General features: G+C 48.8%; 17 protein-coding genes. 11 read left to right on the top strand and 6 right to left on the bottom strand.

Going from position 1 to position 25,410, the window contains the following annotated elements:
* The first annotated feature begins 154 nt into the window (after positions 1-154).
* On the top strand, positions 155-3,466 hold the full coding sequence (locus V5J77_RS00870; RefSeq protein WP_338553921.1) for a chitinase N-terminal domain-containing protein: 3,312 nt from the start codon (positions 155-157) through the stop codon (positions 3,464-3,466).
* A gap of 147 nt (positions 3,467-3,613) precedes the next feature.
* Here the strand turns inward: V5J77_RS00870 and V5J77_RS00865 are convergent, their stop codons facing one another.
* Entirely contained in the window at positions 3,614-5,227 is a 1,614-nt protein-coding gene (locus V5J77_RS00865) for a bifunctional UDP-sugar hydrolase/5'-nucleotidase (protein ID WP_338553920.1), read from the bottom strand.
* Between the two features lie 183 nt (positions 5,228-5,410).
* On the opposite strand from V5J77_RS00865, the gene V5J77_RS00860 reads away from it, so the two are divergent.
* From V5J77_RS00860 to phnE (V5J77_RS00845), 4 genes are all read left to right on the top strand, one after another.
* On the top strand, positions 5,411-6,409 hold the full coding sequence (locus V5J77_RS00860; protein ID WP_338553919.1) for a phosphate/phosphite/phosphonate ABC transporter substrate-binding protein: 999 nt from the start codon (positions 5,411-5,413) through the stop codon (positions 6,407-6,409).
* A 186-nt stretch (positions 6,410-6,595) separates the two neighbouring features.
* Positions 6,596-7,369 (top strand): phosphonate ABC transporter ATP-binding protein, encoded by a 774-nt coding sequence (phnC, locus tag V5J77_RS00855; protein ID WP_338553918.1) that lies wholly within the window; start codon positions 6,596-6,598, stop codon positions 7,367-7,369.
* Positions 7,366-8,172, top strand: coding sequence for a phosphonate ABC transporter, permease protein PhnE (phnE, locus tag V5J77_RS00850; protein WP_338553917.1), 807 nt, complete (start codon positions 7,366-7,368; stop codon positions 8,170-8,172). The genes phnC and phnE (V5J77_RS00850) overlap by 4 nt, the downstream gene beginning before the upstream one ends.
* The gene (gene phnE / locus V5J77_RS00845; RefSeq protein WP_338553916.1) at positions 8,169-8,975 is read left to right on the top strand and encodes a phosphonate ABC transporter, permease protein PhnE; all 807 of its coding nucleotides are present in this window, start codon (positions 8,169-8,171) and stop codon (positions 8,973-8,975) included. The genes phnE (V5J77_RS00850) and phnE (V5J77_RS00845) overlap by 4 nt, the downstream gene beginning before the upstream one ends.
* 318 nt (positions 8,976-9,293) lie before the next feature.
* On the opposite strand, the gene V5J77_RS00840 is transcribed toward phnE (V5J77_RS00845), so the two are convergent.
* Positions 9,294-10,544, bottom strand: coding sequence for a DUF5050 domain-containing protein (locus tag V5J77_RS00840; RefSeq protein WP_338553915.1), 1,251 nt, complete (start codon positions 10,542-10,544; stop codon positions 9,294-9,296).
* Between the two features lie 476 nt (positions 10,545-11,020).
* On the opposite strand from V5J77_RS00840, the gene V5J77_RS00835 reads away from it, so the two are divergent.
* The 3 genes from V5J77_RS00835 to V5J77_RS00825 all read left to right on the top strand — a co-directional run bounded on the left by V5J77_RS00835 (position 11,021) and on the right by V5J77_RS00825 (position 13,205).
* Positions 11,021-11,569, top strand: coding sequence for a glutathione peroxidase (locus V5J77_RS00835; RefSeq protein WP_338553914.1), 549 nt, complete (start codon positions 11,021-11,023; stop codon positions 11,567-11,569).
* Positions 11,570-11,982: 413 nt separating this feature from the next.
* Positions 11,983-12,714 (top strand): hypothetical protein, encoded by a 732-nt coding sequence (locus tag V5J77_RS00830; protein WP_338553913.1) that lies wholly within the window; start codon positions 11,983-11,985, stop codon positions 12,712-12,714.
* A 230-nt stretch (positions 12,715-12,944) separates the two neighbouring features.
* Complete coding sequence (locus V5J77_RS00825; RefSeq protein WP_338553912.1) at positions 12,945-13,205, top strand: hypothetical protein; 261 nt, start codon at positions 12,945-12,947, stop codon at positions 13,203-13,205.
* Positions 13,206-13,420: 215 nt separating this feature from the next.
* Here the strand turns inward: V5J77_RS00825 and V5J77_RS00820 are convergent, their stop codons facing one another.
* Both V5J77_RS00820 and V5J77_RS00815 read right to left on the bottom strand, forming a co-directional pair.
* Positions 13,421-14,392, bottom strand: a complete 972-nt coding sequence (locus tag V5J77_RS00820; RefSeq protein WP_338553911.1) for a YndJ family transporter — start codon at positions 14,390-14,392, stop codon at positions 13,421-13,423.
* Positions 14,393-14,455: 63 nt separating this feature from the next.
* A complete protein-coding gene (locus V5J77_RS00815) occupies positions 14,456-15,367 on the bottom strand; it encodes a YafY family protein (RefSeq protein WP_338553910.1) in 912 nt (303 codons plus the stop codon).
* Positions 15,368-15,469: 102 nt separating this feature from the next.
* On the opposite strand from V5J77_RS00815, the gene V5J77_RS00810 reads away from it, so the two are divergent.
* Positions 15,470-16,414: an alpha/beta hydrolase gene (locus tag V5J77_RS00810; RefSeq protein WP_338553909.1), complete on the top strand. Its 945-nt coding sequence runs from the start codon at positions 15,470-15,472 to the stop codon at positions 16,412-16,414.
* 61 nt (positions 16,415-16,475) lie between these two features.
* Here V5J77_RS00810 and V5J77_RS00805 read toward each other — a convergent pair whose 3' ends face one another.
* Positions 16,476-16,706: a hypothetical protein gene (locus V5J77_RS00805; RefSeq protein WP_338553908.1), complete on the bottom strand. Its 231-nt coding sequence runs from the start codon at positions 16,704-16,706 to the stop codon at positions 16,476-16,478.
* 135 nt (positions 16,707-16,841) lie between these two features.
* On the bottom strand, positions 16,842-23,027 hold the full coding sequence (locus V5J77_RS00800; protein WP_338553907.1) for an SGNH/GDSL hydrolase family protein: 6,186 nt from the start codon (positions 23,025-23,027) through the stop codon (positions 16,842-16,844).
* Between the two features lie 435 nt (positions 23,028-23,462).
* Between V5J77_RS00800 and V5J77_RS00795 the strand changes: the two genes are divergently transcribed.
* On the top strand, positions 23,463-24,920 hold the full coding sequence (locus V5J77_RS00795; RefSeq protein WP_338553906.1) for a prolyl oligopeptidase family serine peptidase: 1,458 nt from the start codon (positions 23,463-23,465) through the stop codon (positions 24,918-24,920).
* Positions 24,921-24,952: 32 nt separating this feature from the next.
* Positions 24,953-25,345 (top strand): MerR family transcriptional regulator, encoded by a 393-nt coding sequence (locus tag V5J77_RS00790; RefSeq protein WP_338553905.1) that lies wholly within the window; start codon positions 24,953-24,955, stop codon positions 25,343-25,345.
* Positions 25,346-25,410: the final 65 nt, after the last annotated feature.

Genomic DNA, 25,410 nt, shown 5'->3' with positions numbered 1-25,410 from the left:
GCTCTTCTTAAACGGCTAGTTCATTGTCCCCAATTCACATCCCAAATAGTAATATTTCACTATTTTTTACAAATTCATATCACTATAACAGATGTTCACATGCTAGAATATGGACGAATGCCAAGATTAATGATTCATGGGAGGTATGGAATTGATGAAGCTCACACAACGAAAGTCATCCTTGTCACACAAATGGATCAAATCGCTTATCGCTCTATCTGTCGCTATTCCGCTGCAAGCTGGTTTATGGGGCTCCGCGACAGCCGTTCACGCTGAAGGCCCAACCGACCCGGCCCCTTTCATCCAGCCTAAAGTCGTCAATGAAAACGCTGGGAAGAAGATTTTGTTCGACAATACTCACGCTCAGACAGCTGGAGCCGCAGATTGGGTCATTGACGGCGGCTTTTCTGATTTCGGCGACGCACTCGCTAATGATGGCTATTATGTTCAAGAGCTTCGCAAAACAACCCCGTTTACCTACAATGATCTGAAAGATTATAGCGTGTTCGTCATCGCAGAGCCTAACATTCCATTTAAAGCAACCGAACAAGCCGCTATGACGCAGTATGTAGAGGGCGGCGGCAGCATTTTCTTCGTTGGCGACCACTACAATGCCGATCGCAACAAAAACCGCTGGGACGGCTCCGAAGCGATGAACGGCTACCGCCGGGGCGCCTGGACAGACCCCACGCAAGGCATGAGCGCTGATGAGCGCAGCTCGGAGGCCATGCAGGGCGTAACCAGCTCAGACTGGCTATCCGACCATTTCGGCGTTCGCTTCCGCTACAATGCGCTTGGCGATTTAACCGCTAATCAGATTGTACCTCAGGAGCAAGCCTTTGGCATCACCGCTGGCGTATCCACGGTTGCGATGCACGCAGGCTCCACGCTTGCGATTACCGATCCGACTAAAGCTAAAGGCATCGTATACTTGCCGCAAACGAATCAGGCTTGGGGCAGTGCTGTCGATCAAGGCGTATACAACGGCGGCGGAATCGCCGAGGGTCCTTACGTTGCCGTGTCCAAGCTGGGAGCGGGCAAGGCTGCTTTTATCGGGGACTCTTCTCCAGTTGAGGACGCTACACCAAAATATTTGCGCGAGGAAACCGGAGCACGCAAAACGACCTACGACGGCTTTAAAGAGCAGGATGACGGTGTGTTGCTTGTCAATTTGGTCAATTGGCTCGCTGAGCAAGAAAGCTACACGAGTCTAACCGAGGTTGACGGACTGCAATTGGACAGCGTTACGGCATTGCATCCTTTCGAGGACCCTGCTGCTTCGACTGAGCCGCAGCCGGAGCCATGGTCCGCGCCAAGCGCAGGCTACAAATGGTATGACCGCTCTACGTTCAAGCCTGGCTCATACGGCGGCCCGACAACGAGTGCCAACGCCGCTTACAGCTTCGTCAAGCAAGCGACGCTGCCGAATGCACAGGATTTTCAAATTCGTGTTGTCGCTGACAATTTGCCTGCCAATACGACCGTATCGGGCTTTAGCGCCGGCATTTATTTGAGCGGAGGCACGCAGGTCGCCATGGTGCAAAATGAAAACGGCACCTGGCCGACAGCCTACGGCTACAGCTCGACCTTCAGCGTCACATCCGACAGCAAGGGACATGCCTTTAAGGATTTGACCGTCCGAATTAAACCCGGAACGTCTGGTGCAGCCAATCTGCGTCTGCGCTTGAACGGAAGCAATCTGCTGACGAATGCAGTGAGTGTAGGCAATGTACCAGCAGAGCCGCTGCCTGAAGAGGAAGGCCCGATTCCCGCTCTGATCCCTATTGCCGAAGCTCGCACGAAGTCGGTCGGCTCAACCGTAACGGTTGAAGGCATCGTAACGACGGAGCCGGGCGCTTTTGGCGGACAAGCCTTTTATTTGCAGGATGCTTCAGGCGGTATCTATGTGTTCCAAAGCGCAAGCGGCTTCCATCAAGGCGACCGTATTAACGTGACTGCCGCTACAGCTCTGTACAATACAGAGCTTGAATTGACCGATATGATTGCCATCGAAAAAACCGGCACAGCGCCGCTGCCAGCCCCCCTTGCAACAGACCGCATCTCGGCTGTTAACCAAGGGCAGCTTGTACAGCTATCCGATGTGACGATTCAAAATTTGGCAAGCGCAACGCCTGCTGGTTCTTTCGAATTTGATGCCGTTGATGCTGCTGGAATTAGCAATCATGTCCGCGTAGACACGCGCACAGGCCTGTCGCTGTCTTCATTCCCTTATACCGAGGGCCAGCAGATTAGTATTACGGGTGTTGCTGCTATTTTCAGAGATGTCTTTCAATTAAAGCCACGCGGGCTTAGCGATTTCGCCCTGCAAGGCGATACGACCGCTCCACAGACAACGGCTTCCCTTTCCGCTTCGCCGAATGAAGCAGGGTGGCTGAACGAAGACGTTACGGTTACCTTGACGGCAACCGATGATGCAGGCGGCTCCGCTCCTGTGCGTACAGAATACGCGATTAACGGGAACGCCAATCAAGCCTATGAAGCGCCCATTTTGATCAGTGAAGAAGGAAGCACAACGCTTTCCTTCTTCTCGACAGACGCAGCTGGTCATACTGAGGCCGTTCAGTCGCTAACGCTCAAGCTCGATAAATCGGTACCCAGCGTTATTTTGACGCAGTCTGGAGGCGCAATAGCGGATGCTTTCGACACGGATACGCTTATTTTTGAACTAAACAGCTCAGATTCCTTGTCCGGCATCGCTAGCGAGCAGTTGCTGCTCGATGACCGCCTTATTAACAGCACTTATTCTACAACAGGCGCTGAGCTTGGCTTGGGCACTCATACAATTGCTTATTCTGTAAAGGATTTTGCCGGAAATGAAGCCTTCCAGCAAGCTACTTTCAGCATTGCTAACAAGCCGCTTGCAGCTGGCGCTCCCGGCAAGCCTGTGCTTTCGAGCAACAACGGCTATGACACGGGCTTGCAGGACGGCGATTTTACAATATCGCTGAATATGTGGTGGGGCCACAATGGCACCAGCTATAGGCTGTATGAGAACGGTGAGCTCATTGATACTCAGACGCTAACCGATGCCTCTCCCTCCGCCCAAATGGCGCAGACGCATGTAAGTGGTAGGGCTAACGGAACGTACACGTACACCGCTGAGCTTACTAATGCGAAGGGTACTACTCGCAGCGACGTCTTAACGGTACGCGTTATAGATGCAGCTCCAGGAAAGCCCGTCCTGTCGCAAAACAATTGGGATGGCGATGGTCAATACAGCCTTACAATGAATCTATGGTGGGGAACGAACGCGACGGAATACCGTCTATATGAAAATAATGAGCTCATCGACACGCAAGCCCTGAAGGCCGCTTCACCTGCCGCTCAAAGTGCTGTAACAGCGCTGACCGGCCGGCAGCCTGGTGTTTACGAATATCGGGCTGAGCTTGTGAATGCAGCGGGAGTGACCACGAGTGAAACGATTACGGTTCAAGTAACAAAATAGCTTCGCCCAAGCTGGCGGCCAGTCGCCCGTATCGGCGGTCAGCAGTATCGGTCATCAGCAATACCAACAGTCAGCCGTATTTGCTCAAAAATTTAGCTCTCGCGCCTTCTTTCAAGGAAGCACGAGAGCTTTTTTTATTCAACAGCGTTATATGCTCGGCATAATCCGTTGCCCTGCCGTAACCCTCCAATTCCCCGCACGAGGCGCAGCCAGCGGCTGATGCTTGCGAATATAATGTTCAGCGAGCATCGCCATATCCGTATCACCGGCAAAGAGTACCGGCTTGCCTGCATACATCGCATAATTTCCACCGCCAGCCGCACGATAGCTGTTCATGACAACCGAATACGAAGCATCCATCTTTAAAGGCTCTCCATCGCGCTCAAGCTTAATGACCCTGCTACCCTCTGCCCGCGATATATCCAGCTCATAGTCAATGCCTGCCCACATGTCATAGTTATAATGCTGCGCCTTCGGCTCCATATACAAGGGATTAACTATAATCCCCCCCTGATCGTCCAGTGAAAAATAACACGCGGTCTGCTCCAACGCAGCCCATATATCCTGCCCGCTCAACTCCAATACCGTCAGCGTATTAGGATAGATGAAATTCGACAATACATCCCGCATCGTCACCTTGCTTCCAAAGCCGCGCGCCTCCTCGCTTAGCAAAGCCGCGTTAGACAGCTGCGCGCCCGTAGCCTCCATTTGAACCTGATGGACAAAAGCAAGAAACGGATGGGCAGCCAGCCTCAGCTCAGCCGCATTTTGAATGGACAAATCGCCGATGATTTCGCCAATCGGCTGATCCAGCCAAGCTTGCGTACGCTTCTCCAGCTCATCGGTTAGCGCTAGCACAGCGGCATCCGGCAAGGCAGACTCCTCTGGATACAGCAGCTCAGCTCGCTTGCTCTTAACTTCCCAGCGTCCTTCGGGCTGCCGCTCTAACTGTACCTCAACATGAGCCGCTGACGATCCGTGATAGCCCGTCTGCACAATCGTAACGCCGTGCAGCTCCTCTGCCAATGACCGGTGCTGATGACCGGTGAGCAACACATCAATGCCCTCCACGTCACGGCAAATGGCATAGGCTTGATTTTCACCCGTATGCGGTTCGGCTGGTTGACCTGTTGCCAGATCATTTTCGAAGCCCCCATGATAGCTGACAACAACGAGATCCGGCTGCTCCTTGTCGCGTATGTGCTGCACCCATGTCCGAATGGTCTCTAACGCATCAAGAAAGCGCAGCCCTTGTATATACTGAGGCTGCTCCCAGTTGGGAATATAGTGGGTCGTAGCCCCCAGCAGGGCGACCTTTACGCCCGAGGCCATTTGCTTGATGATGTACGGCGGGCCAAAAGCTGGCTCCCCGCTCTGAGCATCGACAATATTAGCCGACAGCCATGGAAACCTTGAAGCCTCTACCGCACGGTTCAGCGTATCCAAGCCGTAATTAAACTCATGATTGCCCATAACGGCAGCATCATAGCCAAGCTCGCTGAGCACCTCGATAAAGGGATGCGTCTCATAGCTTTCTTGGAAGGCCGCAGCATAGGCAGCCAGCGGCGAGCCTTGCAGCAAATCGCCATTGTCCACCAGCAGCAGCTCAGGAGCCCGTTCACGCTCCCGCTTTATTCGTGCCGCCAATAAAGCCAGTCCGTTATGGCTGTAGGCATTGCTCGGATAATGAATGGGACGGATCGCTCCGTGCAGATCACTCGTCATTATAATATCGCAGGTATAGTGGCTTGCTTGCGTCATTATGAGCCTCTCCTTCGTTGCAGCATCAATTTTGCCAATGTCATTATTCTAGCAAAATCGTTTTCAACTTAGCAGTGCAAAAGCCTATTTTACAAATCATTTATTTATCGTTGATACTCCGCAAATATAATTTAACTATAGTAAGCAAGTGTCAAAAAATACAATCTCTTGGAGGGTTTTTGATTGAAAAAGATGTATGCCTTTATGCTTCCACTGTTACTGACCTCGCTCTTGCTTGGAGCTTGCGGAACGAACAATACAGCGGGTTCGGCTGGCAGCGAGTCTGCTAGTCCAAGTTCCAGCCCATCCGCAGCAGCCTCAACTGAGCCAGCACCAACAACAAGTGCCGACACAGGCTATGTGCCTACAACATTGACTGTCCAATTCGTTCCTTCACAAAATGCAGACACCCTTGAAGCAAAAGCCAAGCCGCTTGAGAAGCTTCTGGGCGACAAGCTCGGTATTCCAGTAAAAGTAAGTGTCTCGACCGACTACAACACGATTATTGAAGCGATGGCCTCCAAAAAGGTAGATGTAGGCTTCCTGCCTCCAACGGCTTATGTGCTGGCTAAAGAAAAAGGCGCAGCTGAAGTTATTTTGCAGGCACAGCGCTTTGGTGTAAATGATGAGACTGGCGCTCCTACCGACCAGCTCGTTGACTTCTACAAGTCCATGATTGTTGTCAAAAAAGACTCGCCGATTCAATCGGTTGAAGAGCTTAAAGGTAAAAAAATCGCTTACCAGAACGTGACGTCCTCTGCTGGTTTTGTATGGCCGGCTGCGCTCCTGATGGACAAGGGCCTGAACCCGCTTAGCGATGTACAGCCTGTAACGGTTAAAGGCCATGACCAAGGCGTTATCGCCGTGCTTAACGGCGATGTGGATGCTGCGGCGATTTTCCAGGATGCCCGCAACACAGTAAAGAAGGATTACCCTACCGTATTTGAAGACACGCGCGTGCTTTCGTTTACAGAAGCGATTCCTAACGATACGATTTCGGTTCGTTCCGACATGAGTGCAGAATGGTCCGCTAAAATTTCGCAAGCGTTCATTGATATCGGTAAAGATACAGAAGGACACGCCATCATTAAAGAAATTTATTCCCATGAGGGCTATGTAAAATCCGATGACAGCAAGTTCGATATCGTCCGCCAATACAATGAAAAAGTAAAAACCGAGTAGTACGATTTGTCGTCCTGCACCGTGTGGCACAGGACTAGGCAAGCCAGTTCAGCGCAAGCGTGCGCTGTGCTGGCTTGTTGCATTACTGCCCGATATGCTCGAACCAAGCTTAAATCGAACTTGAATCGCAATTGAATCGCAATTGAATGGTAAATGAACCAAACTTGAACCGAAAGGAATGACGGCATGATTGAGCTTCGTCAAGTAACCAAAGTGTATCCCAATCAAACCAAGGGTCTAAATAATATTAATCTCACCTTCGAGCAAGGCGAGTTTGTGGCGGTTGTCGGATTATCTGGCGCCGGCAAATCTACGCTTTTGCGCTCGATCAATCGGCTGCATGACATTAGCGAGGGAGATATCCTCGTTAACGGCAACTCGATTACGAGTGCCGAGGGACATGAGCTGCGGATGATTCGCCGCGACATTGGCATGATTTTTCAAAGCTTCAATCTCGTCAAGCGTTCCACTGTGCTGCGTAATGTGCTGGCGGGACGCGTCGGCTACCACTCCACGCTCCGTACGATACTCGGCCGTTTCCCCAAGGAGGATGTGGATTTGGCGTTTCAGGCGCTGGAGCGGGTTAATATTTTGGAAAAGGCTTATTCCCGTGCCGACCAGCTCTCCGGCGGCCAGCAGCAGCGTGTCGCCATTGCTCGCGTGCTTGCGCAGGAGGCTAAAATCATTTTGGCGGACGAGCCTGTCGCTTCCCTAGACCCGCTCACGACGAAGCAAGTCATGGATGATTTGAAGCGGATTAATCAGGAGCTGGGCATTACGACGATCGTTAATCTTCATTTTGTCGATTTGGCTAGGCAATATGCGACGCGAATTGTCGGGCTGCGTGCAGGCGAGGTCGTATTTGACGGTCCTGTTGCTGAAGCAACGGATGAGCGTTTTGCCGAAATTTATGGCAGGCCGCTGCTTGAAGGCGAGCTGCTGGGAGAGGTATCGGCATGAACAACCCGCTTGAGCCTGGCACGAGGCAGACTGTCCGTCCCCTGCCGCCAACACGTACGAAGCATGTGCTGACTACGCTGCTTATTTTGCTGCTGCTTTGGGGCAGTGCCGTGCAGACAGAGGTGAGCTTTAAGGAGCTAATTGAGGGCTTCCCGAACATGCTCGATCTGCTGCGCGAAATGTTTCCTCCCCGCTGGACCTACTTTGATAATATCGTGGGCGGCATGCTGGAGACGATACGTATGGCGCTCGTCGGCACAACGATTGGCGCAATTATTGCTATTCCGGTTGCCCTGCTGTGCGCAGGTAATTTAATGCCGCATCGCTGGGTGTATTACCCGGCACGCTTTATGCTTAATTTGGTGCGGACGCTGCCCGATCTGCTGCTCGCTGCCCTGTTCGTCGCAGTTTTCGGACTTGGGCCAGTGCCGGGCATTCTCGCGCTGGCTGTATTTTCGGTCGGCTTAATCGCCAAGCTGACCTATGAAACGCTGGAGACCATTGATCAGGGACCGCTTGAAGCGATGACAGCGGTTGGCGCAAACGCGATTCAACGCATCGTATTTGGCGTCGTTCCGCAAATATCAGCCGCCTTTATGTCGTATGTACTGTATACCTTCGAAATTAATGTACGGGCAGCGGCCATTCTTGGCCTTGTTGGGGCTGGCGGCATCGGTTTATTTTATGAAGCGACGCTCGGCTTTCTCGAATATGACAAAACCGCCGTTATTATTTTATTCACGCTGGTCATTGTTTTACTTATTGATTTTGCAAGCACGAAGCTGCGGGAGAAACTATTATGACGACGAAAAATGGGAGCTATCCCTTCCAAAAACCGCGGAAAAATCCGCTGCGCTGGCCAATAATCATGGCTTTGGCACTCGTTTACATTTGGGCGTTCTCTGGCGTTCCGTTTACCGGCTTGAAAGAGACGGCAGGCCAGATCATGAAGTCGATTATGGCGGGCATTTTTTCTCCCGATTGGGATTATGTCTATTTGCCGGAGGGCGAGGATCTGCTGCGGGGACTAATGGACACGCTGGCTATCTCCATACTCGGTACGGTGATCTCGGCTGTGCTGTGCATTCCATTCGCTTTCTGGTCCGCGCGCAATATGAGCAAATATCGGACGATTTCCGGTTCGGGCAAAATCATGCTCAGCTTTATCCGGACATTTCCGGAAATTATTATGGCGATTTTGTTCATTAAAGCCGTTGGCCCAGGCTCCTTCGCCGGTGTTCTTGCGCTCGGGCTGCATTCGATAGGAATGCTAGGCAAGCTATTTGCGGATGATATCGAAAATATTGATTTCGGCCCTTCCGAGGCGCTGCTCGCCTCCGGGGCAACGCGTATGCAGCAGCTTTGGTTCGCCGTGCTGCCTCAAGTGCTGCCGGGCTTTCTGAACTATACGCTGTATCGCTTTGAAATCAACGTCCGCTCGGCTACGATACTCGGCGTCATTGGCGCTGGCGGCATCGGCACGCCGCTGATCTTCGCGCTGAGTACCCGCAGCTGGCCGCGGGTCGGCATTATTTTGCTCGGCATCGTTGTAATGATTACCGTTATTGATCTGATCTCCGGCTATGTGCGTAAGAAGCTGGTGTGAGGAAGGATAGGAAAGACAGGAACCAGCGAAAGCAACTGGCTGCCTGAGTGAAATGTGCCCCTTAGAGTAGATATCGGAAAACCCTTATGGAAACCGATGATGCTTTAAGGGGTGTTTATATAATGAACGCCACTTAGTTCAGTTTATTCAATAAAATTAAACATTTCTGCCGAGTGGCTATACGTTATGACAAGCTAGCAAAGTCATTCTTGTCGTTTGTATACGTGGCCCTCATTTTCAAATTGACTCAGTGACGAGTTTTCTGAAATGTCCGAATATGAATGATTTATTATTTTTCTGAGAGCCCTAAAAACCTAGTTACCACCATTCTTTCTCTGGATAAAGCTTAACTACAGCTTTATGACCTCCATCAAGATTCACCCGAGCAAGACCGTTCTCGCCAGAGTAAACCAACCAGTTATCGACAAGTTTAAAAATATAATAGTCGTCTAACTGTTCCGACATGACGTGCTGCTTAATCCCTGAGCCATCCGCCTTCTTCCGCTCCAGTATAGTTTTTCCATTATTGTTTTCATACGTGTAATAAATCCAACCATCTTTAGCGGTTAAAAAAATAGTCCTTCTCTCGGTTAGCTGGATGGGCTTCCCGCCCCCGAGCTTTATTTTATAGATCGGACCATTGAAGCTTATTTTCCCTGTATTATTTACTATCGGTGTTACGTAATACATCGAGTCACCATCAATTATATTTCCAAACGTATTATCGGAAAGCTTGATCTTTTTAGAGCCATCCATATTTATACGATAGAATTTGTGGTCGGTAGATTGATAGAAAACCGTGTTATTAATGACAAGACCAGGGTCATAACTCTTTCCAAGCTTCGCATCGAAACGCAGACCTCCAGGAACGTTCCCGGCATTCGACGCAATACCCGAAAGATAGTCATCAGTATTTTCATCTCGTCCTTGCCCGTCAAGACCGATTCGGAACAATTCACCTCCGTAGCGATCCTCGTTAAGAAGTACATAATATAAATATCCATTATTAATATACATTGAGTAATAATCGAGATTACCATTATCTTTGAAGAGCGTTTTCGCTCCGCTGCCGTCAAGACCCGCAATTTTCACATTTCCTTTCGTATACTCAAAAATCCATTCATCAGCCCATTTAACCTTTTTTTTCTCCGTTCCCTCCCAATAAACAATAGAGTTACCCGATTTAAAGAAGAAGTAATACTCTGGTTTATCATACAGCTTGTTTAAAAAGGGTTGATTTTCACGAATAGATAAGACGTTCATATTTCGATTGGCACGAGTAAAGTATCCTGTCGGAGGAGCAAAAAATAGCAGCCTCTCTGAAGAAGCCAATTGATCCTGCGATCCGTCTAAATAACGTTTGCGCGATGTCCCATCTGCATCACTGTAATAAATCCATCCAGTTTCTGAAACTCCAATCAAATTATTTTCGTTAGCATCAGCCAATGTTTGCGCCATAGCGTCCTTCTGCTCCGCAGTAAACCCCAATTGTTGTGCGGAAATGGTATTTTCGCTAAAAAGAAGCAAGAGCATGAGTACACCTAAAGCTAAACCCTTCCACGTCTTCATCTGTTATCTCCTCACTTAGCAAGCAGTATTTTCTTTTTTGTAACAATAGATTATCATAAATCGCAATAGATTTTAATGAATTGGAAAAATAATACATTCAAGCTTTAATTGAAGTGAGCGTAATATTTTCAATCTAACACGATACTTAGAGTATGAATCCAGTTCCAGCATATATTAAGCAAAGGTTACGATTAAGCTCTCCGCAGTTAGTATTTTAGGAATTTCTTACATATTTCAAAGAACACAATGGATGATCTACTCCAGAGCAGGGCTACAACCTCTCTATTACCTACATACATTTGTTAGATCTCACGGTCTTTCTTTCCCGAATAAGCTTTCAATTTGCAACCGCTATAGAGTCGCTGCGCGAACTGGTCCACTAAGCAATGAAATCAGGTATAATAGGATCAATCCTGCAGGATTCAAGTGCGGATACTTTGTCGAAAAACGCCCTGAGCGAGGAGTAGTGGACTACAATGGCGACTATTTATGATTTTAATGTAACAAAAACGAATGGTGAGCGCTTTCCGCTGTACCAATATGAGGGCAGACCTGTGCTTATTGTGAATACGGCGAGTAAGTGTAAATATACACCACAATTTGACGATATGCAGAAGCTTTTCGATGAATACCGGGATCGTGGCTTACAGGTGATTGGCTTTCCATGCAATCAGTTTGCCGAGCAGGAGCCTGGCAGCAGCCAAGATGCAGAAGCTTTTTGCCAGATTAACTATGGCGTTAAATTCCCGATGTTCTCCAAGATTGATGTGAATGGGGAGGATGCCCATCCGTTGTACGATTATTTGCGCAAAGCCATTGCCTTTGAGGGCTTCGATGAAGATGACATCAATGCAAAGCTGCTGAAGCTGATGGTGACCGACAAGGCGCCAGAGTGGCTGCATGGCAATGCGATCAAATGGAATTTCACTAAATTCCTGATTGATGCTGAAGGTCGTGTCGTCAAGCGCTTCGAGCCCGTGTCTTCCATGGAGAGCATGCGTGCAGGTATCGAAGAGGTTCTGTAGCTATTGGCCTAAATTAAGAGATCATCCGTATACGATGTAGTGAAGTGCACCCCCTAGAATTTTAACGAATAAACCTCTGGTCTATTCAATGAAATTCTAGGGGGTGTATTTTTATGCCATCACAAAAGGACAGAAGTTTAAACACTACCCGAAGTCATCGAAAGAAGAAGCTATCCGTCTGTATACCGAAGAAGGACGGATCGGATGGAGGTTTGGATGAGGAAATATCGCGAAGGCAGTCACGAAGAGTTTGAGGAGCAGAGAGCCTTATCATAAATAGGGAGAAATCTTGTTTTGGTTCCCCTTATTTCCGCTCACCTAAAGCTTACTCCCTTTTTCTGTTTTATATAAATAATTGATTTATTGGTAAATATATGATATTTTAAGTCTATAAAAAATTAGGAGGTTCTTATTTGTTTAAACTTGCTTTACGAACCATATTAATTGCTGTGTTATCACTCTCTGTCATTGCCTCAGCTTTTGCCACAGATGTAAGTACACCGCAGCTCCCAGCACCGATTCAAAATTTAGAAGATGCTGCAACGGTCATTGAAAACGAAGATGGTAGTTTAGAGATTATACCTTTTGACCCGGAATCTTACATTCAACAAGCAGGTCTTGAAAAACCTAGCCCAAATGCGCAGTTGGTAAGCATTAAACGTGTTTCCGTAACCGATGGTGAGAACAACTCCGATATTAATATACCTAGTGATACATCAAGCAGAGCTTTTGGTCTTGGTCTCTTCGTGAAGAAGACCACAGTCAGTACTGGCACTTCCCCCAACCGTATTGCGAGGGGTAGAATATTATGCAGTATTGATGGTGGATGCTCTAATTTGAAAGTTGAAATTAATACAACTGACTCCGTATATTCCGAGTTTAGCGCGAACGTTTCAGTTGGTAATGATATTGTAGGCGCAGGTGTAGGTTACACCATCGGTGTTTCAAAATCAGTGAGCATCAGCGGATCAGAGTACAGAGCAGTAGCAAAAGGTAAATTTTTAATTTTAGATGCTTACCCAAGAATCGAGATTACTGGATTCGAAGTTTGGGATAAAGGTCTGTTTTCGACTACAAAAGTTGGTTCAGGCTCTTCGTGGAGATCGACTAGCAACGACATGGATTTCGTAGTATGGATTCAATAGTTTTAATTCTGGAATAAATACCAGGCATTTTAGAAAAGATTTCACCAGCTCTACTAATAGCTGTTACCAACTGTACAAAGCTTGTCTATTCTCATTTACAACTAAAATTTAATTTATGGTTACTAAGCTATGTATCTGCTGGCATTCACCTGTAATAAAAGATATACTTAAAAAGTAAATAGATTACACTTTTGTTTGATAATACTACAACTAAAGAACAGGGGATAACAGTGAATAAAAGGAAAACCGCCGTCATCTTAATGTCCATCTCAGCATTTCTATATGGGACGCGCTATATTAGCGCTTCGATATTTGGATCAAATGTAAATTCTTGGAATGAAGAACTCTTTCACAATATGCTCAGCTATATTGGTCCTGAGCCTTTAAAATGGAGTAAATATGCACTAATCTTAGGTATTATTTATTTGGTTTGGGCTGAGGTTGAAGAGCAGCTAGAGAAGAAACGAACAAAAATACAACACAAGGACTAGAAGACTAATCTAGCTAGCCAACTGCTTGTGTGAAATGCACCTCTTGGAGTAGACATTGGGAAACCCAGATGAGTTACCGAGGATGTTCTATGGGGTGTTTTCAGAATGAATGGATATAAATTCCATTAAAAACAAAAACGGCCTTTGTCCTGAATTCATTGGGACGAAGGCCGTTTGGCTTTGTATATAATCATTCACAAAAGTGAATCATTCATCTATTCGCGCAGGCGAGCGTTTTTCTTCATAGCGTCTACCAAGTACACCCAACCGATCAGGCCACATAAAACAAAACCAAACGCATGCAGAGCTCCGTAAATGGGAATGAAATCGAGTATCGTTAAGGAAAACATGTTTTTCAGTAACGGATATAAAATGGAAAGGACGACAACCGTGTAAAAGGCTAGGCAAGAAAGGCGTAGAAAGAAGGCTGCCTTATTGTTTAAAGGGTTTCTCCGCACGTAAGCAAGGAGATAAGTGGTGTAAATCATAATATTACAGGCAAACAAGATGACACCCATGTACTCCATTGGCTTGGAGAAAATCATACCAATAGCGATCAATATTGGTCCGATGATATCAATGGCAACGACCCAGGGATACCAGCTTTTCTTCGTCATGATCCGTCCTAGAGCACCAATAAAAATCGGAACGATAGCAGATGAAAAATGAAAGTGGACCGAGCTTAACGCGTGCGTTGCAGGATTAGCTTGGAGGAGGTTCAATTGATATTGATATAAGGTAAACCAAATGCCCCCGATAAAAAAATAAACGAGGCCCGCGCCAATCGCTATTTCCGCTATTTTCCCCTTATGAATCACAATAGTGGTCACGCCATAGATGCCAAGCAGCAGTGTGAAAAGAAGCCACCCAAGGGAAAGAAGCCCTGGTATTGCCGTGCCTCCTAGCCCCCACATCTTACTGCTCATTACGGAGGCTAAGGTAAATAACGCCGCGGGAAATTGAAGCCATTTAATAGCAGCATAAATCATTCGTTGATGTTTGCTCTTTTCGTCATCATTCAAATATAAAATCACAAGAGGTACAATGACGAAAGCCGCAAACAATAGAAATTTTTCAACAAGCTCGAATTGGAAGTAATCCAGATAAAATATAAGAATGGTAATGATTCCACCAGAAATCACTGGTACTAATAATGATTTCATACGTTGCTTCAGAGAAAGATTCATAGCGGCTCCTTTCTAATCTATGTTTAGCGTCATACCTGCCTATATTCCCTGGCGAGACCATTATCAGGAATAGTTCTCCATCATTTGAGATAAATAATCGCGAAAGTCTTCAACATAGGCTTCGGGCTCAACAACCTTCAGATGCGTGCCGAAGCCTGCTAAAAATTGAAATCCCCCACGATTTTGAGGGACATACATGGTCGCTAATAAAAATCCAGAACAGTGGTCTTCAATACTTTTTCGACCATACCTTTCGATGATTTGATCTTTGATGCTAGACGATATCCTTGCCTTAATCGTGACGAATTGCGGTACATAACCTGCCTCGTGTCCTTGCTCGGACCAATCGTCTCTAGGATGAAACGCACGCTCATCCATCGTAATATGATCGATCCGGGATAACTTGAATGTACGATATCCGTGTCGATGTAAACAGAATCCTTTCAAGTACCAACTCGATTCGCTAAAATGCAGACCATAGGGCTCGACCATTCTATTCGTTACAGCCCCGTCTTTATCTGTATAATCAAACGAAACCAGCCTGTTCTTTAAAATGGATTGTTGACAGGTCTTTAACGTTTCAAGAATTTCGGACCGACCTTCCCAATCATAAAACGACAGCTGAATGGAACGATTCAGAGACAATGGACTGACCATTGCCTCTATTTTTTTTATCGTTCTTTCAACCTCTTCCGTAAGGAAAATTTGTTCCAATCCGCCAAGCGCAGTTAATATATGCTGTAAATCGGAGCTGCTCAAAAGGCGTTTATCAACCTTGTATTCATCCATTATGCCGTAGCCGCCTTTGACCCCATTGACAGAGTAGATCGGGATGCTCGCTAAGCTTAATGCTTCCATATCGCGAAGAATCGTTCTTTTGGAAACATTAAATAGTTGTGAGAACTCCTTTGCAGAAACAACCTCTTTTTTCAGCAATATCATAATAATCGAAATGAGTCTTTCCACTTTGTCCATTATTGCCCTCTTTTTTCTACATGATTTCAGAATGGTGACAATATGATGTCATCTTTTGTCCATTATACTACGTGTATCACAAGAAGGAGGTTTTGAATAACAATGTTTAATCCAACCGATTTTCCTAAGCCCACCCTCATTTCAGTCAACGGTGTAGAGCTCGAAGTCTTTGAAGCAGGCCGACAAAATGCCGGAAAACCCATAGTCCTCTGTCACGGCTGGCCAGAGCATGCCTTTTCTTGGCGCCATCAGCTGTCTGCCCTTGCCGCAGCGGGCTACCATGTCATTGTTCCAAACCAGCGGGGTTACGGCAACTCATCCCGTCCGACCGAAGTAACCGACTATGACCTTGAACACTTGACGAGTGATCTCATCGCGCTTCTCGATCACTACGGATACGAGGATGCCACCTTTGTCGGTCATGATTGGGGTGCAATGGTCGTTTGGGGACTGACCCTATTGCATCCAAGCCGTGTAAACAAAGTAATAAATCTGAGCTTGCCTTACCAAGAGCGCGGAGAAAAACCCTGGATCGAGTTTTTGGAAGAAATACTTGGCGGCGACTACTATTTTGTCCACTTCAATCGACAGCCGGGCGTCGCAGACGCCGTATTAGAGGACAATACGTTCCGCTTTCTTCGCAATCTATACCGCAAGAATGAGCCTCTTAGAGAGCCAGAGCCGGGAATGATGATGATCAATCTCGCTAACGCAGAAACACCACTGGGTGAGCCCTTGATGAGCGACAGCGAGCTGGCTGTTTTCGTCTCCTCCTTTGAATCATCAGGGTTTACGGGCAGCATCAATTGGTACAGGAACCTTGACCGCAACTGGCGCTTATTGGCGGAAGTAAACCCAATCATCCAACAGCCGGCCCTCATGATCTATGGTGTCCGGGATCTGGTTCCGAAGTTTGAAAAACTAACAAAGTTCGTGCCCAATGCGGAAGTGGTCAATCTGGATTGCGGTCATTGGATCCAACAAGAAAAGCCGGAGGAAACAAACCAAGCGATTTTGAAATGGCTGGAGCAGCAGGATGCCATCTAACTCCAAGAGCGTTGCAAGGTTTAGGCTGCCCTTGATAATACGATTCAAAATAAACGACTATTCACGGATTATCTTTCCCGAACAAGCTTTCAATCAGCTCCCACGTCCGCGATTGTGAGGCTATGTTAAAATCACCTGCCACCCATAACGTCAGTAAGAACAAAAAACCAGCGATTATAAGCAAACTGACCTTCTGCCACCGCTTGTACATCGACATAAATCTCGGATAAATCAGCGAAATCGTAAAAATAATCATAACAAGGACAGCTATTATTTGCAGGGCTATGCGCATGCTGGGTTCTCCTGTTTCTATCAAAATATCTGTTCTATAAATCTTAAAGCTTCATTCTATCTCATGCCCTGCTCAATGCCAACAGCCTGCCTTGGACCAATAAATCTGGTTCAAGGCAGGCTGTTGCTGCTGCTCCTATTTGGTTACGCCAACCTCCATCTGGCTGCTTTCCGTAATGCCGCTATCGTTCGATAGCTCGGCGCGGTAAACGTAGTTGCCTACAGCTCGATCAGCTATCGTCGTAGAGGCACTTTGCGCACTAGGCGTATTCGCCGTCATTGTCTGCGTATCAATAAGCGTCCCATTTTCATACAAGCGGTATTCCGTGGCATTCGTTCCCCACCACATGTTCATCGTTACCTTATAGCTGCCGTCCCCATCCCAGTTGTCATTGGACAGCACCGGCTGGCCTGGAAAAGCGTCCTTAACCGTTACCGTGTGTGGGCTGCAGCTTGTCGTGCCGAAAGAATTGCTAAGCTCGCAGGTGTACGTAAACGTACCGTTTGCTTTGCCCGTTATATCAAAAGAATAGGTCTGTGCAGACGGCGAGTTGTCGCTCAATATTTTCGTCTCGATTAGCTCACCGTTCTCGTATAGCTTATAAACCGTACCATTTTGGCCATACCACAGGTTCATCGTAATTGTATAGCTGCCATCCAGCAGACCATTGTCATGTCCGTTATTGTCGGAAAGTACAGGTGTGCCCGGAATACCAGTCGCCTGCTCTGCCCCCGTCACCGTGATGGCGACGGTGCGAACCGCCTGCAGCCCAGCCCCATTGACCGCTGTTGCCGTAAACGTATGCGTGCCTGCAAGCCCAGCCATTGACAGCACTTCCCCATTTTCCACTGGGTTTCCGTCAAAGGAAAGCGTCAGGCTTTGAATGCCCGTCTCCCCGTCCTCTGCCGTTACCGCAGCGGTCCAGCTGTCTGCCTCGGTCATCTGCTGCGGCGGCAAGCCTGCAATAACAGGAGGTGTTGTATCCTCCTCCTCCTTCGGCGCGCCCACATACTGAATGCGCGGCATCGGCGGCTCCTCCATGCCTGCTCCCAAATAGAAGCTAGTATGCGGCGGCTGGTTGTAGGCTACATTTTGCCAAGCAATACCGAGTCGATAAACCGGATCATGCATCAGCGTTCTAATGCGGTGCTCCGTTACATCGGTCGTCGTATAAATACGCAGCTCAGTGCTGTCCGTAGAGCGCCACATTACTTCCTCTCGCCAGTCGCCAAACAGATCAGCCTGCAAGCTCGGATTAGCCTTTGTTGAATTGTTTGAGGCAGCGCCTGTCGCCGTAAGCAGGTTGATCGTTGTTTCATTCGTGTAATCCCACTTGTCGATTCGATTGTCATCCTGCAGCTCACGCAGCAAATCGCCATCCCACCATACGCCGAAGTTGGTCGAGGAAGGAATTTTAGTTGTAATCAGTTCACCGCGTGCATTGTATAGTCCTGTAATCGGAATATGCTGTGCATTCGTAATTGTAGCCGACCACATTTCCTCCCCAATATGATTCGGGTCAATATCTGCTGACAGTCCGCGTCCGGTATCTATGCCAGTGAAGACGCCCCACAAAATTTCCCCCGTCGCTGCATCACGCATCTCCATCCCATACTTGGAATCCGTATGCTCGTGTACGCCAAACACTTCAAGCCCCGAACGCGTAGGGTCCAGATCGCCGAAATGCAAAGCATCGCCATGACCAAGTCCTGTGTTATAAAGCGGCTTGCCGTCATCATCAATGGCCATTGCGCCAAACGTAATTTCGTCCTTGCCATCGTTGTCCACGTCGCCAATTGACAGATTGTGGTTGCCTTGACCGGCAAACGATCCATAGCCCTCCGTATTCGAATCAAATTTCCATTGCTGCGTCAGCTCGCCATCTCGGAAATTATAGGCGGCGAGCACCGTTCTTGTATAATAACCACGGCTGAAAATAACGCTCGGACGCTCACCGTCCAAATAGGCGACGCCTGCAAGGAAACGGTCTACCCGATTGCCATATGCATCGCCCCATGCGCCAACATCGCCGCGTGGAGGATCATAGGCAACTGTATCCAGCGCACTACCATTTAAACCATTAAATACGGTCAAAAATTCAGACCCAAGCAGCACATAGCCGCTGCTGTTGCGGTGGTCGGCACTAGCATCCCCGATCACACGACCAAGCCCGTCGATTGTTCCATCCGCTGTTTTCATCGTGACCTCAGCGCGTCCATCTCCGTCGAGATCATAAACCATAAACTGCGTATAATGAGCGCCGGAGCGGATATTCGGCCCCATATTGATGCGCCATAGCCGTGTTCCGTCCATTTTGTAGGCGTCCAAATAGACGATGCCTGTATAACCCGCCTGGGAATTATCCTTACTGTTGGACGGTGTCCACATTAATACAATTTCCAGCTCTCCATCGCCGTCAAGATCGCCGACACTAGCATCGCCCGCATTGTACGTATATGGCTGTCCATCCTTGGTATAGTCATCGGCAGGCTTTTGCAGCGGAATGGACAAATACGATTGCGTCCACACGCCAAATTCTTCGGTCGCTGGCTTCTCAACGCCGTTCAGAACAGCCGTCACCTGATAGACGGAGCTATCTGTCCCTTCCGTATCAAGCAGATTCGTGCTCCCTATCATTGGCTCCGCGTTTACCAGAGCCCCATCCCGATATACGTTGAAGGCGATGGACGAAGGATCAAGTCCGAGCATCCGCCAGCCGATGTAATTGCCCTCGGACTGCTTCACTGCAACGGGAGCACGGTCTAAATTTTCCATATCGCGATACAATACGGTCACTGCTGGAGTCTCCAGGCTTTGTGACAGCTCAGAAATGCCCCCCGCATTCACAGACGCTACCTTGTAATAGTAAGGAATCGTCGTCAGCACCGTCGTGTCGGTATACACGGCTTCCGCCGATTTTCCAATCAACGTATAATCGCCATCCGCCTTGACTGAGCGATACACATAGAATACCTTTGCATGGCTAACCGCATCCCAGTTGAAGGTCAGATCGTTTTTGTTCGTCTCCACAAGCGTCAGGCCTGTCGGAATGGCAGCCTTCGGCACATTCGGATCAACCATCGACACGGCAAGCGCATTGGAGCCTACGGATTCAAGCCCCGTATCGTCAACCGCTGTCACCGTATACACATAATCCAGACCGACATCGGCGGTCGTATCAGCAAAGCTAAGTGCCGCCGTCTCAGTCAACAGCTCAGCGCTTGCAGCTACAGCAGCCTGGCGATATACCCGGTACGCTGCGGCACCGTCTACTGCCTGCCATGCAAGAGTCGCCGTTACTGGCTCGCTTTCCAGCTCAAGGTCTGTTAAGGCAAGGCCCGTTGGCGCAAGCAGCAGCGGTGTAATTTCCAGGCCATTCAAATGAGCCGTTTGGCCGCTGAATACAAGGTTCATTTGACCATCTTTTACTGCAATCTGATTGAATACCCGCTCGGCAATCGACTCCTTGCCGGACGCAATCGTGCCGTAGTCCGCCCCTTCAATATTGACATTGGTACGTGTGGAGCCGATCCAGTCACCTGTATAGGTTTTGACCGAATAGGAACCGTTCGGCAAATCGACTTTAAATTCGTAGCTCGCATTAAAATAAGCGACAAAATCGCGGCGCAGATCGTCCGTTCCCGCACCTCTGTCGCGGTCGATCATGCCTGTGCTGTTCGTCAGTCCATAGCCGAGCTCGGGCGTATACAGCACATCGCGCGTAATTTCCGTGTAGCCGGCTGCAACTGGTGCCCCTACCGGCCCAAAATCAAAACGGTACTGTGCCGATTTGGTCGTTATGGATACTTCGCCGGAAGGCAGCGATTCGCCGCGGCCATTCACTGCCGTCACTCGCACTGTATAAGCTTGACCCTCCAGCATTCCGCCAATCGTTAAGGTTGGCACCGTCGCTGTGCCAATCATGGCGTAGGCCGATTCCGGCTCGGATGCCAGCTTGCGGTAGATTTTATAAATGTCCGTGTTGTCCGAAGCGCTCCACTTCAGTACCGCACCAGCATTGCTGACACTGCCCGCAGCCAAATTAGCTGGCGCAGCAGGCACAGCAGCAGGCTGCTCAATTTCGCGGACAAACTCTGCCAGCGGTACTGGCAGCTGTTCAATTCCGCCCGCCAATAGACGGGCAATTTGAATCGCCCCATACTCCTGAAAATGTGTATTGTCCGCAGAGCCGTTCGGGAACGCACCATAAATGCCCGGCTCCACATGGAGAAATACCGACAGGGAGGCCTGTGGTCCAATGGAGTTGTAGTAGGCAATACTGAGCGCACTCAGATCAACCAGCTCCACATCAAGCTCGCCTGCCACTTCCTTCATCGCTTGCACATATTCAGGGAAGCTTACGTTGAAAATGCCTGTTTCCGCATTGAAATCGCGGCGACCCATCGGCGTTACGAGAATCGGTGTCGCACCGCGCTGTCTCGCGCCGTTAATATAGGCTTTTAAATAGTTTTTGTAGTCGGCTGGCGAAGCATAGCGATCAGGGACGCTAATCGTCGCATCATTATGACCGAACTGGACAAGGAAATAGTCGCCCGGACGAATCGTCCGCAGCACCTCATCAAGACGTCCCTCTACAATAAAGGATTTGGAGCTGCGTCCGCCAATAGCATGATTTTTGAAAATAACATCCTTGCTGAAAAAACGCGGCAGCATTTGGCCCCAGCCAGCCTCAGGCTCCCAGTAAGCATCATAGGTTTGAACGGTAGAATCACCTGCGATATAAACAGTCGGAAGCTCTCCGGCCTGACGCTCCTGCTGCCTCTTGATGACAAGAGCATTCAGCTTGGGAGCGGACCCCGAAAATGCAAGATTAAGCTGCCCATCCACCAGCGCCAGCTGGAAGTCCATCTCCAAATATTGGCCAGCTGCTTTGCTCGTCAACTGTACCTTCTGCATGGTCTCGGCCTTGATCGCGATTTCCGATGCTTCAGCCGCATCTCCTGCAATGAGCGAGACGGTGTAATCGCCATTAGGCAGATCAACATTAAAGGCCCCATTCACAGGCGTAACAAAGTCCGAGCGCAGCGGATCAGCTGTTCCGCGGTTGCCTGAGCCGACATTGGAAATGTCGGTAAAGCCGTATTTCAGCGCTGATGTATAGGCGGTCTCCGCGGTTACACGGACATAGCCGTCAGCGAGCTCGCCCGAGCCGAAATCGAAGCGAATTGTATCGCCTTCCGGCAGTGTAGCAGGCGGCACATAGGCAGCGCTCTCTGCAACAGCAGAGGCTTCCGACTCCCCGCGCACGTTAAAAGCTTTCACAGCGTAAAATTGCGGTACAGATGTATCGACGCCTTCATCTGTATAGGCAAGCACCGTCGATTGGCCAATTTCGACGAAAGGGCCTGCTGCCGTATTAGCACGCAGCACCTTGTAGCCCTCCGCTCCCTCGACAACCGTCCAGCCCAGCACGACTGACGAGGATTGTACGGCGCTGATGCTGAGCTGGCTTGGTGCCGCTGGCACCTCAAGCGCCGGTATGGTAACCGCAGCGGTAGGGGCACTCAAGGCCGACTCTAGCCCGGCAGCATTGACGGAGGCAACAAAGTAGCTATAGCTGCTCCCTTCGACAACTGTTGTATCCACATAGGAGGTCGCTGCTGTCTCGCCTGCAAGGACGGGAGCGGCTGTGCCCTCTGAGCGATAGAGCTTATATTTAACCGCATCTGCGGCCTGAATCCACCCAAGCGTCACAGCCTGCGGTGTCACACGGTTCACTGCAAGCCCGCTCGGCGCCTCGGGCGCAGCAGCTACTACCTGCTCAATGACGATGCCGTTCAAATAAGCGTAGCCTGTAGTTGCTGAAATATCGACCGTAAGCTGCCCGTCATTTACCGTTGTCCGGTACGTGCCGTGAACGACCGCCTGACGCGTAGACAGCGTGCCAGCGGCGACTCCTTCCAAGGCAATATTCGTTTTAGTCGTGCTGGTCCCGGTCAGCAAATCGCCCGAATAAACCGTGACATCATATTCGCCATTAGGCAAATCCGCATAAAACGAAAAGGAGGTGCCAAGGACAAAATCATTCGTCAGCTCATCACCGCCAGAGCGATTCCGGGATGCCAGAGCGATGCTCAGCCCATAGCCAGCCTCGGCCGTGTACAGCTGTGATTCGCTTACTCTAACAAAGCCTTCCTTGATAGGACTTGATGCTGTGCCAAAGTCGAATTTCTTCACCACCTGCTCCACTTCGTTTGCGTATGCCATTTGCGCGCCAAGCGGTAGTCCCTGCAAAATAGTGGTCCACAAAACCGCAACGGCAAGCAGCAGAAACATCGTCCTTTTTTTGCTTCTTAACATATAAAATATTCCCCCCATTTTCTCCAATGAATAGTTTATCCGTTTTGCAACAAGGCTCCACTTTCGGGTAAATACGTATCTGTTTTTATTCTTAGCTTATAGTAAGCGTTTACATAATGCTGCATCCTGCTGTAAGACCCCAAGCTGTCTGTTAGTATTGAAGCCTGCATCCCTCCTTGAATCTATGTTTAATAGCTATTGCGACTTTACTGAATGCGCTTCCAATATGATACTAACGCTCTTTATTGTGAAATAATAGCAAAAAAACCGTCTTTTTTGATTAAAAATCCGATTTTCATTGCAGAGCTGGTGTCCTTGAAGTGAAAAAAAATTAGCAGCTTGACCTTGCAGTATACTTCAACCTTTATACTCTATTTATACAAGCTTACCGTCCTATTGGACGGAGAATACAGTAATAAATGGAGGTCATGTATAATGAAATTATTAGAGGTCATTGTCATTCTGGTTATTTTATCGGCAGCAGGGGGTCTGTTATTCGCGAGAAAAACGAAGCGGCTCGATGCCGGGATGCTGGGCGCGGTTGTACTGGCAGTGCTGCTGCATGGTTTATTCGATCATTTCCGTATCCAAATGGTTGCCGCCTACGCTGTAGCTTTCGTTATAATTATTGCACTGGCTCGCCGGCTGATGAAGCCTTACGATGCTTCTATCCGTTCCAGGTCTCTGATTAAAAAGAGTCTACTCTCCCTTCTCGTCATCGCATTTAGCGGATTTTCCGCATATGCGAGCGCGCTGCTGCCCGTTTTTACAATGCCTGAACCTAATGGCAGCTATGGCATTGGCACCGTTTCACGCCATCTAACGGATGAATCCCGCAACGAAACGCATAGTGAGGATCAAAGCGACAAGCGTGAGCTGATGATCAATGTATGGTATCCGGTAGATAAAAATAAAATCGAAGGCGCTTCGACTGAGCATTACCCGTCGGAAATCGGAGAAGCAATCAGCCTTGTATTCGGCTTGCCGAAGCAGCTTTTCGGCCATGTGACGAACATTCCGACACATGTCGTAGAAGGGGCCGAGCTATCCGCTGCTGAAGCGAGCTATCCGGTTATCCTATTCTCACCCGGTATTCGCTCAACCCGCTTTCAGAGCATGACGGCCATTGAGGAGCTGGTCAGCAATGGCTACATCGTCGTAGGCATGGATCATCCTTTTACATCAGCGAAGGTTGATTTTCCAGATGGCCGTTCGATTTTATATGCAGCAGAACCCGAATTTTCGACGTCAGCGGAGCTTTACGACAACAATATTAAGGAAGTGGCCATTCGAGCAGCCGATGCGAGCTTTGTGTTGGACACGTTAACGGCATGGAATCAGAACGACCCTGAGCACAGACTTGAAGGCAAGCTGGATCTGAGCCGCATCGGCATTTTCGGCCACTCCTATGGCGGGGCGACAACCGCGGAAGCACTCGCACAAGACAGCCGTTTTAAGGCGGGAGTCAGCTTGGAGGGCGGTTTTTGGGGTGATGTAGCACGAGACGGCTTGAGGCAGCCATTTATGTATGTGATGACAGGCGACACAGCCAAAAGCCTTGACCCGGCGACCAAGGAGAAATCCTATGTCTATTTTGAGGAGTTCCCTTCCGATTTGGATTCGGTCATGACGAAAAGCACCAATGACACCTATTATATGACCGTGGAGCCTTTTATCCATCAGAGCTTTACCGACATCGCGCTGCTATCGCCTAAGCTGTTCGCCAAGGGCGTCGACCCCGTCCATACGGTAGACATTACGCGCTCCTATGTTACCGCCTTTTTCAATCAATATTTGAAAAATGAATCGCAGCCGCTGCTGGCTGGGCCGTCGCCGGATTATCCTGAGGTTATTTTTGACAATAACTATACAAAAAAAGCAGCTGTTCAATAAGCCTATGGACAGGATCAAGGAGGGAAGCATGCATGGAAGGTATGACACGCGGCGAGCTTGCCAAAAAAACCGGGCTTAGCATGGCGACGCTTCGCTACTACGAGGAAAGCGGCATCCTACCAGCTCCCCGCCGCAGCCAAGGTGGCTATCGTCTGTACTCGGACGATTATTTGGTCAAAATCAAATTCATCAAGGACACGAAGGCATTGGGCTACTCACTCAAGGAAATTCAGCAGGTGCTGCATTTGCTTGGCCGCGATATGGACGCCGAAACCTTGAAGGAGTATGTACGAGGCAAAATAGTGGAGATTGAGCAAAAGGTCGATTCGCTGCGCGCGATCCAAACGATGCTGGCTACCTTGCTTGAGACGCCGCAGGATGAAATTCATAACTATTTAAATTCGTTTCGCAAGTCCGAAGATTAATTTTATATTTTAATTGATAAACAAGGGAGGCCCGCATAAGGCCTCCCTTGTTTGCCGTTACATTC

Source organism: Paenibacillus sp. KS-LC4 (assembly GCF_036894955.1).
Classification (GTDB): Bacteria; Bacillota; Bacilli; order Paenibacillales; family Paenibacillaceae; genus Pristimantibacillus.
The sequence above is the reverse complement of the archived record's forward strand: the minus strand, read 5'-3'. Positions and strand labels throughout refer to the sequence as shown.

Excerpts from the sequence above, each read along its gene's own strand:
- V5J77_RS00835 (WP_338553914.1), top strand. The coding sequence starts at position 11,021 with ATGGCGACTATTTATGATTTTAATGTAACAAAAACGAATGGTGAGCGC.
- V5J77_RS00795 (WP_338553906.1), top strand. The coding sequence starts at position 23,463 with ATGAAATTATTAGAGGTCATTGTCATTCTGGTTATTTTATCGGCAGCA.
- V5J77_RS00865 (WP_338553920.1), bottom strand. The coding sequence starts at position 5,227 with ATGACGCAAGCAAGCCACTATACCTGCGATATTATAATGACGAGTGAT.
- V5J77_RS00815 (WP_338553910.1), bottom strand. The coding sequence starts at position 15,367 with ATGGACAAAGTGGAAAGACTCATTTCGATTATTATGATATTGCTGAAA.
- V5J77_RS00870 (WP_338553921.1), top strand. The coding sequence starts at position 155 with ATGAAGCTCACACAACGAAAGTCATCCTTGTCACACAAATGGATCAAA.
- phnE (WP_338553917.1), top strand. The coding sequence starts at position 7,366 with ATGAACAACCCGCTTGAGCCTGGCACGAGGCAGACTGTCCGTCCCCTG.
- phnE (WP_338553916.1), top strand. The coding sequence starts at position 8,169 with ATGACGACGAAAAATGGGAGCTATCCCTTCCAAAAACCGCGGAAAAAT.
- V5J77_RS00810 (WP_338553909.1), top strand. The coding sequence starts at position 15,470 with ATGTTTAATCCAACCGATTTTCCTAAGCCCACCCTCATTTCAGTCAAC.
- V5J77_RS00840 (WP_338553915.1), bottom strand. The coding sequence starts at position 10,544 with ATGAAGACGTGGAAGGGTTTAGCTTTAGGTGTACTCATGCTCTTGCTT.
- V5J77_RS00790 (WP_338553905.1), top strand. The coding sequence starts at position 24,953 with ATGGAAGGTATGACACGCGGCGAGCTTGCCAAAAAAACCGGGCTTAGC.
- V5J77_RS00805 (WP_338553908.1), bottom strand. The coding sequence starts at position 16,706 with ATGCGCATAGCCCTGCAAATAATAGCTGTCCTTGTTATGATTATTTTT.
- phnC (WP_338553918.1), top strand. The coding sequence starts at position 6,596 with ATGATTGAGCTTCGTCAAGTAACCAAAGTGTATCCCAATCAAACCAAG.
- V5J77_RS00800 (WP_338553907.1), bottom strand. The coding sequence starts at position 23,027 with ATGTTAAGAAGCAAAAAAAGGACGATGTTTCTGCTGCTTGCCGTTGCG.
- V5J77_RS00820 (WP_338553911.1), bottom strand. The coding sequence starts at position 14,392 with ATGAATCTTTCTCTGAAGCAACGTATGAAATCATTATTAGTACCAGTG.